Annotated in this window: 12 protein-coding genes; 1 reads left to right on the top strand and 11 read right to left on the bottom strand. The window is 71.8% G+C overall.

Features of this window, described 5'->3' with window-relative positions; genetic code table 11:
• Positions 1–17 precede the first annotated feature (17 nt).
• The 7 genes from OHB04_RS40360 to OHB04_RS40330 all read right to left on the bottom strand — a co-directional run bounded on the left by OHB04_RS40360 (position 18) and on the right by OHB04_RS40330 (position 8,857).
• Positions 18–2,528: a hypothetical protein gene (locus tag OHB04_RS40360; protein ID WP_326809637.1), complete on the bottom strand. Its 2,511-nt coding sequence runs from the start codon at positions 2,526–2,528 to the stop codon at positions 18–20.
• Positions 2,525–2,953, bottom strand: a complete 429-nt coding sequence (locus OHB04_RS40355) for a hypothetical protein (protein WP_326809636.1) — start codon at positions 2,951–2,953, stop codon at positions 2,525–2,527. The genes OHB04_RS40360 and OHB04_RS40355 overlap by 4 nt, the downstream gene beginning before the upstream one ends.
• A complete protein-coding gene (locus OHB04_RS40350; RefSeq protein ID WP_326809635.1) occupies positions 2,953–5,607 on the bottom strand; it encodes an ATP-binding protein in 2,655 nt (884 codons plus the stop codon). Before OHB04_RS40350 ends, OHB04_RS40355 begins: the two co-directional genes overlap by 1 nt.
• Complete coding sequence (locus OHB04_RS40345; protein ID WP_326809634.1) at positions 5,607–6,215, bottom strand: hypothetical protein; 609 nt, start codon at positions 6,213–6,215, stop codon at positions 5,607–5,609. Before OHB04_RS40345 ends, OHB04_RS40350 begins: the two co-directional genes overlap by 1 nt.
• Positions 6,212–6,547 (bottom strand): hypothetical protein, encoded by a 336-nt coding sequence (locus OHB04_RS40340; protein WP_326809633.1) that lies wholly within the window; start codon positions 6,545–6,547, stop codon positions 6,212–6,214. The genes OHB04_RS40345 and OHB04_RS40340 overlap by 4 nt, the downstream gene beginning before the upstream one ends.
• A gap of 5 nt (positions 6,548–6,552) precedes the next feature.
• Positions 6,553–7,563 carry a conjugal transfer protein gene (locus tag OHB04_RS40335; protein ID WP_326809632.1) on the bottom strand — a complete coding sequence of 337 codons (1,011 nt, stop codon included), beginning with the start codon at positions 7,561–7,563 and terminating at the stop codon, positions 6,553–6,555.
• Between the two features lie 331 nt (positions 7,564–7,894).
• Entirely contained in the window at positions 7,895–8,857 is a 963-nt protein-coding gene (locus tag OHB04_RS40330; protein WP_326693403.1) for an IS481 family transposase, read from the bottom strand.
• Positions 8,858–9,036: 179 nt separating this feature from the next.
• On the opposite strand from OHB04_RS40330, the gene OHB04_RS40325 reads away from it, so the two are divergent.
• The gene (locus OHB04_RS40325) at positions 9,037–9,408 is read left to right on the top strand and encodes a hypothetical protein (RefSeq protein WP_326809631.1); all 372 of its coding nucleotides are present in this window, start codon (positions 9,037–9,039) and stop codon (positions 9,406–9,408) included.
• Positions 9,409–9,828: 420 nt separating this feature from the next.
• Here OHB04_RS40325 and OHB04_RS40320 read toward each other — a convergent pair whose 3' ends face one another.
• The 4 genes from OHB04_RS40320 to OHB04_RS40305 all read right to left on the bottom strand — a co-directional run bounded on the left by OHB04_RS40320 (position 9,829) and on the right by OHB04_RS40305 (position 13,442).
• Complete coding sequence (locus tag OHB04_RS40320) at positions 9,829–11,004, bottom strand: hypothetical protein (RefSeq protein WP_326809630.1); 1,176 nt, start codon at positions 11,002–11,004, stop codon at positions 9,829–9,831.
• Positions 11,005–11,310: 306 nt separating this feature from the next.
• The gene (locus OHB04_RS40315) at positions 11,311–12,210 is read right to left on the bottom strand and encodes a replication-relaxation family protein (RefSeq protein ID WP_326809629.1); all 900 of its coding nucleotides are present in this window, start codon (positions 12,208–12,210) and stop codon (positions 11,311–11,313) included.
• Between the two features lie 297 nt (positions 12,211–12,507).
• Positions 12,508–12,708: a hypothetical protein gene (locus tag OHB04_RS40310; RefSeq protein ID WP_326809628.1), complete on the bottom strand. Its 201-nt coding sequence runs from the start codon at positions 12,706–12,708 to the stop codon at positions 12,508–12,510.
• A 5-nt stretch (positions 12,709–12,713) separates the two neighbouring features.
• Complete coding sequence (locus OHB04_RS40305; RefSeq protein ID WP_326809627.1) at positions 12,714–13,442, bottom strand: hypothetical protein; 729 nt, start codon at positions 13,440–13,442, stop codon at positions 12,714–12,716.
• Between the last annotated feature and the right edge of the window lie 9 nt (positions 13,443–13,451).

The following is a 13,451-nucleotide window of genomic DNA, read 5'->3' as shown; positions in this document are numbered from 1 at the left end:
CCACCGGCGTAGCCGCTTCACGAGTGGTCACCGTCCCTTTCGACCCGCCGCCGGGAGCCAGGGGCCTGGTAGCCGAACTCGCCGTCCCGGTAGTGGTAGACGTTCGGCCGCTCCGGCCGCGGGCGGGGCGCCGGGCTGGCCAGCCACTGGTCGGCCTCGCGGACCGGCGCGGTCACCCGGCGGGCGCCCTCCGCCATCCGCCGCGCCCCGGCACCGCTGTCCCTTCGCCAGTGCTCGGCGACGCCGGAGTAGTGCTCGACATGCCGCTTGACCCGGCGCGTGTACTCGCTGCCCTTGCCCCGGCTGCGCTCGACTGCCGCCGGCAGCCCCACCGTCGAGTGCCAGGCCACCTTGCCCGCCCCCAGAACGACCCGGCCGCCCCGTGTCCGGGACATCCGCTCCTGCAACCGCTGTCCGGCCGGCTTCCACTGCTCGTACTCTTCCTCGGCCGGCCCGCCGGACTGCTCCTCGGACTCCGAGAGGATCTCCCCGGTCCTTCCGTCGATCACCGTGCGGACCCCACCGCCACCCTGCGGCCCGGCGCCGGGACCGTGGCCTGCGGGACCACCGCCTCCGCCAAAACGGCCGGGCCCTCCACGACCTGCCGGGCCACCGGGGCCGCCCGCGCCCGGCCCCCGGCTTCCGCCACCGAGGCCGTCTTCGGGCGGGGGCTTCCCGATCCACGCGTGACGGGCGGCTTGCAAGGGCACGCTCACGGGCGCCAGCGCGCGGCGTGCTTCGGCGCGCGCCTGGCCCAGGAAGGCGCCCGGATGTCCGACAGCTCCTCCGCCGTCGGCCAGCGCCGCGACTCCCGCCGACAACTTGGCACGCCGCTGCTGGAAGTCGCCCAGCGGGCCCGAAAGACCCCGGCCCAGGCTCATGCCGCCGCCCAACACCGAGGCCCCGCCGCCGCCATGGCCCACGCCCAGGGAAGCGAGCGCCATCCCGGTCGCCGCGGCCTGCTCTCCCATCAGGTGGCTGCCGCCGATGCGGGCGTACCGCATCCGCAGGGCGAACCGGCTGCCCATGCTCGATGCCTGACTCAGCATCCACCGGTGGCCGACCAGCCCGGCCAGTGCGATCCCGTCGAGGAGGAAGAGACGCTCCACGACCACCGTCTCCTGGCCGCCGGTCAGCACCGCTTTGCAGGCGATCCCCAGGAAGGGGATGAACACAGCGATCCCGAACAAGGTCACCGAGACCGCGGCGAAGATACCCAGCCACTTCCACGCCGCTCCCCGGTTCGGTCCGGGCAAGACCGCCCACGCCAGGGCGAGCAGACCCATGGCCGCGGCCACCACAGCGGCGAACTGCGCCGCGATCAGGGCGACCACCATGGCCAGGATGAGCAGGCCGAAGATGACCGCGGCCAGCAGGACCAGAACCGCGCCCCACACCCGGTTCCAGCTCAGGGTCTCGTTGTAATGGGCGGCGACCTTGCCCTCGTCACCCCGCTGCTTCATGATCTTGCGCTGCGGGGCGCCGCTTTCCACGCTCCCGCCGCTGGAGTTGCAGTACTCCTTGAGCGGGCCGGCGACCATGTCGCAGTCGTCGCTGTGCGGCTTCTGGTAGCCGACGGTCGCCCGGTACGCCTTGTAGTCCGCTCCGTCCTTGCCCTTGTCGAAGGTGCGCCCCCATTGCAGGAGCTGGTACGGCTGCACCACGAGCACGTCGGTCAGGGTGCGGGTGATGGGGCGGGAGACATCCTCAGCGGCCGGGGGCCGCTTGTCGTTCAGGCACGCCTGCCGCGCGGGTCCGACCACCACCTCGCATGTGCGTGCCCGCTTCTTGGCCTTGGCCTCCTCGGCCGCCCTGGCCGTCTGCTGCCTCTGCTTCGCGGTCTCCGGGCTCTTCTCGCAGATCTCGCGGGCGCCGCCCACCACCAGTGCGCACGGATCGTTCTTGTCCTCCTTCTTGGGCTCGCCGTCGGCCTTCGAGGTGATCACGGCGCCTTCCAGAGCGGCCCGCTGGACTTGCTGGACGGGCCCTTCGTAGCCGAGCAGGTAGTCGGGGCGCACCAGCGTGGAGGCGGAAATGGCACAGATCAGCAAGGTCAGCAGGATCTCGCCCGCGCCCTGCCCCACGCGCCCCCGCATGGCCAGCACCAGGCCGAAGACGAACGCCCACGCCAGGAAAAGAGGTACGAGCCCGAGGGGCTCGACTATGCGGTCCCGGTACGCGTCGGATACCTGCTGGGCGGGCGATGCCAGCTTGTCGACGATGGGGAAGCGGTAGGCCCAGTCCACCAGCCAGCAGCACGCACCCACCAGCGTCCGCGCCAGCGCGAAGACGCCGCTGAGCAGAAACCGCATGGCGCTGTCGCCCAGCCCGTCACCGCCGCCGGTCAGCTCGTAGTCCTCCAGGCGCTCCCCCTCGGGTGTCTTCACATTCCAGGGGGCCAGCAGCCCGCCGCCGTCGTCCCCGGCAGCCAGCGTCCGCTCGCCGGCCGAGGCCGGGGCGGCCGAGGCGGCCAGGAGGCCCACCGCCCCGACGAGCACGACCAGCGTGGCCCGGCTGCCGCGCTTCACCGCGGCCTCCTCTGCGCGAGCATCCACACGCCGCCCAGTCCCAGCGCGCTCAGACCGAGGACGGTCACCTCCGCAGGCGGGCCGGGCGCGCTCTCGCCGCCCATCTCGTCCGAGCCAGAGCCTGAGCCCGGCGCGGGAGTGTCCTTCGCTTCGGTCCCGGCGGCATCGTCGTCCTTGTGGCACAGGCTGCGGGCGGGGCCCACGACCAGGTCACACGGGTCACCGGCGTCGTCCGACAGGGAGCGCTGGGCTCCGGTGTGCTCAGCGGTGAACGCCTTTCCGGTGCGCGGCAGCAGCCAGGATCCGTCACCGGCAGCCGCGAGCCACACCAGAAGGCTCGCGGCGGCCAGGACCACGGCCACGCACACGGCCGCAGCCGGCCTGCGCCACGGAGCGGTGAACGTCGAGCTGTTCATCCTGTTCATCAGCGCCACTCCCCGGCGGGCTCGGGATCTTGTTCGGTGTCGGCCAGCAGCCCGCGGGCCTGCTGGGCGGTGACCGGCTCTTTGTTGTCCGTGCGGGGCCGGGGCCCGGCCGAGAGGTCGCCGGGGGTGGTGAAGATGCCGCGTTCGATACGGGGCTCGGGCGGTACGACCACCTGCATGCGGCCCACCCGCATCCGCGGATCGCGCACCAGCATCTCCCCGGCCCGGCGGGCATCACCGGCCGGCGACAGGTCGCTCGTCACCGTCCGCAGCAGCGTCTCGTTGTCCCCCGGCAGCCCGAGGAACTCCAGCCCCCGCGCGGCAAGACGCTCATCCGCGGTGCGGGCAAGGAAGCGGTGGGCCAGCAGGCCCCGGATCCCGTCACTGCCCAGCTCTTCCACGTTGTGCCCGCCCAGGGCCATTCCGGCGCCGTGCTTGCGCCCGTCGTGCACCACCTCGTGCACCAGCGCCAGGCCCTCGGCGCTGGAGGTGAGCCAGTAGCACTCGTCCAAAGTGATCAGGCAGAACCGTTCGGGGTCCTCGAAGGCCACCTGCCGCGCGAGCGCCGCCAGCAGATACAGCACCGCCCGGCCGATCAGAGCCTCGGTCGGCTGGCTGCGCATCAGCTCCGGGTTGGACACCGCTTCGCGGGGCGGCAGCGTGAGACCTGCGGTGGTGATGACGACCCAGTCGGCGCCCATGTCCGCGTTCAGCGAGATCGGCGGCAGCTCAGGGTCGAAGACCGCGGCGGCCAGCGGCTCTTCGGAGACCATGGTCAGCAGATCGCGGAGCATCGCGGCCTCTTGGCCACGGGTGGCGCCCTCGTCGGCCATGTCCTCCAGCGCGGCGATGACGGCCGCCATCGACGGCGCCGCCGATGCCTGCGCCATGTTGATCGCGCTCTTGAGGACGGCGCCCTGCGCGGTCAGCGGCCCGATGCCCAGCTGAAGCGTCAGATACGACAGGGCGTAGTGGGCGGCGGTGGCCGGGGGGAAGACCCGCAGCGGATCCAGCGACATTCGCGCCTGGCCGGCGTCGACCACCTGAGAGCGGCCCGGCGCCGCGGTCCTGGCGAAGTGCGCCCACTCGCGCACCGGGGTGCGGTCGATGACGATCGCCCGGCTGCCGCGGTCCACCAGCCCGGCGGTGATCAGCTTGAGGAGCACGGACTTGCCCGCCCCCAGGTCGCCGGCGACGCCGAGGGAGGCGCTGAAGTTCTCCAGCACGCTCAGCGCGACGTCCAGCAGCACCGGCCGCACCGTCCCGGCATCCTGGCTGACACCGATCATCTGGCCGCGGGCGTCTCCGAAGCCGCCTCCGACCAGCGCGCCGCCCAATACCCAGTCCTCGCCGAGCTGGTTTTGCACGTACTGCGTCGTCTTGGGCGGGGTGGGCGTGCCGGGCAGAGACAAGGCCAGCAGTTCCTCCTGCTCCCCGGCGGGACGGGCCAGGCGGTAGTTGGCGCCCCGTACGCGCTTGCTGAGCATCCCGGCCCGCTTGTCGCACACCTGCGGATCCGGGCCCCACACCGTCAGCACCGTGACGGCCTGGACCTCCACCTCGACGGTCGACTGAGAGGCCCGGGAGTCCAGTTCCCCCAAGTCATCGGCCGCGTCGTGCATCTCCTCGGGCAAGCCGGTCGCCGTGTGCGCCGCGTACTGGTCCGCCTGGTCGGCCAGCTCGCGCTTCTTCCGCTTGACCTGCTCCTTGACTTCCTCGGTGCTGATCATCTTCAGGTCGCACACGAAGTCCACGGGGAAGGGCAGCTCTTCCAGACGGGCCAGCAGATCCGCATTCTCGGCTGCGACCGCGCGCGGCATCTCGGTCAGCGGAAGGTGCGCCTGGTAGCCGGTGCCCGCCGCCGACTCGACCTGAAGCCAGGTGCGCCGCACCGGCGACGGCGTCGCCCTGCGCCGCTTCTTGCCGCGCGCCGGCTGCTGCTTGTCGCCGTCCTGGTCCCGGCCGCCGCCCTCCAGGACGCGGACCTGTCCCAGGTCCTGGTAGCTGGGGGTGCGCAGCACCGAGCCCAGCACCCGGCCGCCCCCGGCCTCGCTCGCGGACGCCTCCACCAGCAGCGGCTCCTCCAGCCCGCGGTGCACGGCGTGCTGGTGCATCCAGATGATCTCGGCGGGGCGGGCCGGACGCATCGGGACCGTGGAGGCGATCTCCGCCTCGATCTGCGCCGCCCGGCTACGGAAGGAGTCCACCTCCTCTTCCGGCACCGGAGCGGGACGCAGGCCCAACAGCGCCGAGATGTCCGCCCACACCCCGCCCAGCGCGGCCGAGATGTCCGCGCGGCGCCCCGGCTGGTCCAAAGGAACCGTCAGCCACCAGGTGCGCTGGTGCATCTCCAGGCCGTCGAGCAGATCCAGCTGCGCGCTGGCGATGTCCGCCCAATGAGGGCGCTCCTCCAAGTCGACGCCTTCCAACATCCGTCCGACGACCTCGCCCGCATCCAGCTGGGCGCACAGGCTGTACAGGCGTGCGGTGCGCGGCAGCGAGCGCACCAAGGTGGTGAGCCGGTTGAGCAGTTCGTCCCGCTGCTGGCGCCCCATGTAGCGGGCGCCTTGCGGCTCCAGGCGCCATACCGCCCATACCGGCCCAGCGGCGGACCACATCAGGTGGTCGACCAGATGACGGATCGCGACCCGCATCACGCCCTCCATTCGTTCGCTACGGCTTCGGGAGTTGTTGGGGAGGCGACGGCGCCGCGCTGCGCCATCAGCCGCTGCAAAGCGGTCGGGGCAGGCGCTTCCACAGCGGGCCGGGGCGCCGAAGGGGCAGCAGCCCGCCTGCTCTCGCGGACCGGCCGGGGCCCTGCGCGCGGAGCGGGGACGACGTTGGCCGCCTCCTCCTGCGCAGGTCCACCGGTGTTTTGAGCGCGGGTGTCGATGACGTGGAAACCGCCGTGCAGCACCCGCGCCCGCGCCGGCCGTACCGGCCGGCCGGCCATACGGCCCGCGCGCGGCTGGAGCGCGAGCTTCACCAGACCCAGCGCCACATACAGGGGCACCCGGCCGCCCACCCGCGTGCGCCGAGCGGCCCATACCGCGCCCGCCCAGGCCACCACGGGCACCGGCCCCATCCACGACCAGAGGCTGAACGTCTTGATCAGAACGAAGGCACCCACGGAGGCGATCAGCAGCTGCGCCGCGTTGTACGGGCCCAGCCAGATGGTCCAGTCCCCGATCTTGCCCAGCACCCACGGAAGGTGGCGCGCCCTGGTGTAGGAGCGGCTCACCCGCCCGGCCGTGGCCGTCACGCCGTCCTCCCCGCCACGGGCTCAGCCACGGAGCCCGGCGCTGTTGCCGATCGGGGGGTCTCGACCTGGACCGTGCTGGGGGAGTCCGCGCCGTTCAGCTCTGTGCTGAAGGCGTCGGACAGGTCCTCGCGGGAGTTGTAGATCGACAGGCAGATCACCAGGCCCAGCAGGGCCCCGATCCCGGCCTTGAGGCTGAACCTCTTGAAGATCTGGTAGACGACCACGACGAGCAGCGCGAGCTTCAGCGTGGCCTCGGCCCAACCGGTGCCCATGCCCAGCAGGTGATCGCCGATGTCCTCGAACTCTCCGGCCAACTGCACATACTCCTGCATGGGGTTCACCACCCCGTCCGCATCGCACCGGGGGACGTGACCGCGGCGGCTTTGCGCACCACACCCGAAGACTGCGCAGCGGCCTGCGCACCCTTGCCGGAGGAATGCTCCAGCCCGCTCTCCAGCGCGCCGACCTCCCACCGGCCGTCCCGCGCCACCAGCCGCAGCGCGTACGCCAGCGGCCACGTCCCGCCGTCCGCATCCCGCGCCGTCACCATGGCGCGCACCCGGACGCGCTCCCCGTCCTTGCCGACCCGGCCCTCACCGTCACCCGAGGCGGCGGTGACCGACTCCACCCGCACCTCCTCATACGGGGACGGGGCGACCGCGGGCAGCGACACCCCCGGCGCCAGATACCGCTCCGCGCCTCCGGACCCGCCCACGTAAGAGGACAGGAAGTCCTCGACCGTGCCCGCCAGAGGAGAAGAGGCATTGACGCTCTTGCTGTAGGGGTCCGGCGCCTGCTTCGCGGCCTTCGGGGCGGACACTTCCGCCGGGGCCGCCGATACGGTGAACCGCGCACCTCCGCCCGCCTGCTGACTGCGCACCGGCACCGAGAAGTACCGCGGCTCCGGGGAAGAGGTCTGCACGGCGACCGTCACCGACCACCCACCCGCGCCCACCGGCTGACTGCGCACCGCGCCGACCCGCTCCACCCGGGGGGCCTCGTCGCCCCATTCCGGCATCCGCACCCCGGGCGCCATCGACTCCAGCGCTCGGCTGCGATCCCCCTCCTGACCTGCACTGCGCAACCAGCAATCGACGAAAAGCGCCGCGTAGCCGCCCGGATCCGGCGCGCTGCGCACCGTGCTTTGCGCAGCGGCCTTCGGCGCGCTGCGCACCGGGGCCGAGTCGGCTGCGCAAGACACCAGCAGCGCGACGGGGCCGGCGGCCAGCGCGGCATACACCGCCAACTGAGACAGCATCACCGAGCGGTAGCGCACCGGCCGCACGGACTGCGCGGGTGGTTCAGCGGACCCCGGATCGCGCTCCCGGCGCCGGAAGGGAGTGGGCATCTGTGCTCCTGGTGGAAGAGGCGGTTTCGATGCCCACAGAATTCGCCCGGCCGCTTACCGCCCCGCTTACCACCAGCACCCCGATGCCGTCACAGGCACATCACAAAACCCGGGGTAAGCGGCGTGGTAAGTACCACCGGCGCGTGGTAAGCCGCCCGGGCCCCGTGGTAAGCGGAGCCGCCACAGCCGCCCCGTGCACCTACCACCGCAGGTCAGAGACGTGCGGGCGAGACGCTCGCGTCCCGCTCAGCGACGGTCCAGGCCGACCTGACTCGAAACCGTCCCGGCCATAAGGACAGCGAAACGCCCCTTTCCTGAAGACCATCGGGGCCTAGGTGTGTTGTTCGGGGAGGTTGGTGATGCGGCTGGCTGGGGTGTGGCCGCTGATTCCGGTGTGGGGTCGGTGGTAGTTGTACCAGTCCAGCCAGTCGGGGAAGGCTGCCTGTCGCTGGGCGTCTGAGGTATAGGGCTGGTGGTAGGCCCATTCGTCGAGCAGGGTGCGGTGGAAGCGTTCGACCTTGCCGTTGGTCTGTGGGCGCCATGGTCGCGTCCAGCGGGGAGAGATGCCCAGCTCGTGGCAGGTCTGGCGCCAGGTGTTCTTGGTGTAGGCCCAGGCGTTGTCGGTCAGGACACGTTCGACGGTGACGCCTTGTCGGGCGAACCATGCCGTGGCCCGTTGGAGGAAGTCCGCGCAAGTCGGGGCCGTCTCGTCGGGCAGGTCTTCGGTGTAGGCCAGGCGGGAGTGGTCATCGAGCGCGGTGTGGAGGTAGGCGTATCCCATGCCGTGGCGACGGTCCTTGTTCGGGCTGCCCGCGGCCCGGCCGAGGACTTTGTGGCCGCCGCCGTCGGGGATGCGGCCGAGTTTCTTGACGTCGACGTGGATCAGCTCGCCGGGGCGGGAGCGCTCGTAGCGGCGGACGGGTTCACCGGTGGCCCGGTCGAGGACGGCCAGGGCGGGCGAGTCGTGACGTTGGAGGATGCGGTGGGCGGTGGAGGCGGCGACGCCGGTCCGTGCGGCCAGGCGCAGCGGGCCGATCCGGTGCTCGCGCCGCATCCGAAGCACGCGGGCCTCCTTATGAGGCGGTGTCTGCCAGGGGCAGCGGGCAGGGCGGCTGGAGCGGTCGTACATGCCCGTCTCGCCGTGCCGGCGGTAGCGGCCGGCCCAGCGGGCGGCGGTGGTGTGGCTGACCTGGAAGCGCTCGGCCGCCCTGCGTACCGGCCAGCCGTCCTCGACGACACACCTGGCCAGACGCAGCCGACCGGTCGGCGTCAACGGGGCGTTACGGTGGATCACGAGGGCCTCCTGCACTCGGCGGTAGATGTCGCAATCCACACCGAGCCAGAAGGCCCTCACCTCGTTCAAGCACCCACCACGGGCGTGTCACCCGTCACCAACGTCCCGGGACAACACACCTAGGCCGTTTCCTGCGGGCATCTTCACCAGCCTTGTTCCGGCCCAGATACGGTGGCGGCATGGCGACGATCCTGCGGCATCCTCGACCTGGGTTCACATGGGACTGGTGGGCCGTCGACGCCGAGGGCTTCCTCGTGCAGTTCAGCGGCGGGCCCGCCCCTGAGCACCTGCTGGCGCATATGGACCGCGTCGACGCCGCAGCCGCGTGGGCCGAGGAACACCGCCCCGCATGGTTCAACCGTGGTCCCCTCCCGCTCCACGGCTTTGGCTGTAGCGGCGAGTTGCCGACCTACACCCGGCACGGGGTCCCGGACTCGCCGTTGCGGCTCTCCGACGCGCCGGCCGTCATCGCGAACGTTGCGTCCTTGGTTGAACTGAACAGGGCAGTGAGAGACACCTGGACGATCTACCTCGACGAGGGATGGGTCTAGGCAACTCGTTATCGCTTGCGGTTCGCAACTGGTCGACTGGCTGCGGGATCACCGCTCGGATGCAACGGCGCCGTAGTTGGTCCTTTGCAGGATCCCGCCCCGGTGAGCGACCGCACTCACCACATCGTCACGGGCGACATCCGGCTTACCAGCGCAGGTCAGCATCCCGTACTCGCACTTACCGCGAGCTCGGACGGGCGCCGGGGGCGCCGGATCAGACGCCTGTGGACGCGGGTTGTATGACACGGAGGAGCTGCTTGACCGTCCGCGTCGACGCGGACCGTGTAGCCACTCCGGCCGCCGGGGGCGGCCATCCCAGGTCGGCCTATGGAAGGGGCTCGCGCTGGGAGCGGATCTTCATGAACAGCACCCCGGAGCTGGCCGCACTCAGTGCCGCCTCTGCGCAAGAGGCGTATCCACCTACGCCCCCGCGAGCCCCACCCGCGATCCCGAAGTCCCGGACCGCCGCCAGGAACCGAACTCCTCCCGCTCGACCTCGGCCAGCCAGCACCCGAAGTCCTTCCCGGCCCGGCGCCGCGCCCGGGAGGCGGCTGCGGCCTCTTCCAGCGAAGCCAGGATCACGTCCCGGATCTGCTGCTCCTCCTGGTTCCGCCACTGCCGCTCGCTGTGCGGGAACCCGAGCAGCGCGACGGGCAGTGCCTGCTGCTCCTGCTCCGGGTGGGAGGCCCGCTCCCGGACGGTACGCACCGCGAGCTCCCACGCTGCCCGTGCCGACGGTGACTGCGGTCCGCGGACGCAGGCCGCTCCGGTCTGCGCGGCGAACTGTGCTTCCGTGCCCGGCCCGGGCTGCTGGTACCCGGCGGCGCGCGCCAGGATGTAGGCGGCCGGGCGCTGGGGCCGCCACTCGCCCCATCCCCAGGACCAGGTGCTCAGCGTTGCGGCGATGTCCTCGCCGTCGAGCCCGCTGTCGATCAGCGGGCGCAGCCCGAACGCCAGCTGCCGCAGCCCGGCGCGCTGCACCCAGCCGACCCGGGGGCGGACCCAGCGTGCGATTTCCACGTCGGCCGCCGCTTGACGGGGGGTGCGTCCGCTCGGCCGTACGACGCTGTCCCGCCGTATGTCCCCCGTGTAGTTCTTCTTTCCCTCCTCCTGCACCTTGGGGTGAGTGGGGGCGGGGGTAAAAGAAGGGGTCCAGCGGGACTGGCGGGGCACACGGGCCCGTGCTTCTTCCACCGCCAGACGCCGGCCGTGCTCGGTCACCCCGATCACCCGCGCCGTGTACCCGGACCCGCCCACCCGGCGTCCATGGGCCTCGTCCCACACGCGCGGCGCGCAGGGGGCATAGAGCGTCGCCGTTTTCGCGAACCCCATGCCGGGCCGGAAGTTCTCCCCGTAGCGGGTGCGCAGCGCGTTCCGCCAGGCCGAGCCGTGCTCCACCCAGGCCAGCAGTCCCAGCTCCCGCAGGATGCGAACCTGGGCGGTGACCCAGCTGCGCGAGCGGCCCAGCCGGACGGTCATCTGCTGCAGCCCGTAGGCCACATGCCCCTGGCTGCTCGCGCCCATCCGGTCGGCGAAGTCGTCGGCGGTGCGCACCGTGCCGGGCCCGGCTTCCGGGTGGAACCCGCGCTCAGTCATCCACCGTGCGGCTGCGCGCAGATCCTCCCCTCGCCGCAGGCGGCGGGAGGCTGTCGTACTCACCTCCTGTGCCGCCGGGTCACGGACCAACTCGAACCGCGCCGGGGCGGCAGCGGACACAGGGGCGGGGCAGATCGAGCCTTGGCTCTCAGCCTGGACGTAGGGCATCATCGCTCCGAGCCGGCGGTGCTCCGCGCATGCAAGAGGCGGACCGCCTGGTGGAAGAGGAAGAAGTACGGCCGCCGTCGGGCGGCGCCTCGTCGGTGCCGGGAGGGCCATCCCGGCACCGACGGCGAAGTCAGGGCGTCACAGGTCCATCCAGTTCCGCCGCTCACCGGATCCGGTCAGCGGCGTCCACACCGGCGCGGACGCGCCCAGCTCCTCCAGGTCCTCCAGCACACCCACGCCGAGCGCGACCTCTGCGGCCAGGGACGCGACAAGCGGGTGCTGGCGCACCATCGCCTGAAGATCCGCGATGCGCTGGGCCTGGGCGCGCGCACCGGCGTTGCTGAGCACGAACAGCACACGGGGGAAGCGGGGATAGGTCTGCTGCCACGACATCCCCGAAGGCTGCGCACCGCGGCGGGGGGCGGGCCGGGAGTGGTAGAACCGCGCATAGCTGATGGCCTTCGCGGCCAGCCGTTCCGGTGATTCGGTCGCCCGGTCGACCTCAACGAAGGCCCGCAGCAGTCCCCGGGCCTGGCCGGTACGGGTGTAGCGCATCAGCGCGTCCGCGATCAGCGTCCGCTCGCCGCCTGCGGCGCCGTCACGCAGCGGGTGCGCCGTCTCCGGCCGCCAGTCCAGCGGTGTGAACTCGTCTCCGCGTCCGCGCGCGTCGTCCAGGAAGGCCAGGCAGGTGCGGGTGACGGTCAGGGTGTGCACGGTGCGCTGGCTGGCCAGCCCTGATCCGCGGCGCGGCGGTTGCGCGGACAGATGTGTCCAGCCGGAGGTCAGGGCGCGGCCGGCGTCGGAGAGTGCCCACACCGACGGGTGATGGGCACGGACGGCCGCCTCCACCAGCCCCTGCTCCTGGAGCTGGCGCAGACAGCGCCGCATGTGGTCCGTCCGGGGCCGGGGCCGGAGGTAGAGCATGCGGTGCAGCTGCGCCGTGTCGGCGGCACGGTGCTGGCAGAGGAAGGCGAGAAGCTGCTCGCGCATCGGCGTGCCCGACGTGCGCGGGCGCGGGGAAGTGGAAGCAACGGGCATCAGGATCCGGGTCCCTCTCGGTATCCCGCGGGAATGCGGGGTCGGAAGAGCGCGGTTCAGCGCTCACCCGACCGAACCCCCCGCCGCTTACCGTGCCGCTCGCCACGGCCACCCGTTCGCGGTCTCGATGCCGTCACAACAGGTCGTCGCCGCTTACCACGCGGGTGGTAAGCGGCGACGACCTGCTGGCCTTCGTTTTCACGTCGCCCTACGACGCCGCGGGACCGGTCCTGAACCGCCACCACGGGCGCGACTGGGGCTGACGGACCCTGCGCAGACTCTGGTCGCCCTGTTCGGTCAGCCGGTAGTAGCGGCGGCGGGGACGGCCGGCTGGTTCCGGTGTCTCCCAGTACGCCTCCACCCACCCGGCGGGGCCGGATCGACGGACGCGGGCCCGCGCCCGGTCCCGTCGTAGATCGTCTGGAGCCAGACCGGCTCCTCAGGGGTGGCGCCCTCGATCACGGTCAGGATCTCCTCGACCAGCTTGGTCACCGGCACGCTGTTCACTCCTTCTCCGACGGCGGCTGGTCCTCGTTGTTCTGCTGCTCGATCCTGCGGCGGGCTTCCTTGACCGCGCGCTCCCAGGACTTGGCGGGCTCGCCCGCACGACGGGCGAGTTCGGCTGCGGTGCCGTGCTTCCAGCCGCCCAGGTCGATCATGTACTGGTGGGCGACGTCGATGCGGTGCTCTGTCACGGGCCAGCGCTGTCCTGCGGTGGCGCTGGGCGTACCGGCGGGCCGACCGGCGGCCCCGGTGTTGTCCCCGTCACGGCCTCGGTCGAAGTCGATGAGGTCCCCACGGCGGAAGGCGGGGATCTGCTTGCCGCTGGGGCCCTCTTCGGTTCCGGCGGGCTCCGGGAAGTATCCGGGGTGCAGACGTCGGTAGCCACGGATCACCGACGCGTCTGTGTAGTGGAACAAGCGCGCTGCGGTGTTGATGTCGACCAGGTCGTCGGGGTCACCTTCGTACAGGGCCGGATCGGTGGGCGTCACCGTGGCCCGCTTCGCGGCCTCCCGGTCCTCCAGGTATTTCTCGAAGTCGAGCTGATCGTAGTAGCCGACCCGGTCGATCGTCGGCCCGACCGGCGGCGGCGTCGGCCCGACGCTCTCCTTCCGGGCGCTGCGGTACCAGTACTTGACGGTGTCCTCACTGACTCCGGCACGCTGCGCCATCCAGGCGCGATTCACGACGGTGCGGCCTTCATGGGTCCGGGTCTGCGGGGTGCTGGCCATGTCTGTGAT

The sequence above is a fragment of the Streptomyces sp. NBC_01775 genome, assembly GCF_035917675.1.
GTDB lineage: Bacteria > Actinomycetota > Actinomycetes > Streptomycetales > Streptomycetaceae > Streptomyces.
This window is presented reverse-complemented; position numbering and strand designations above follow the sequence as displayed.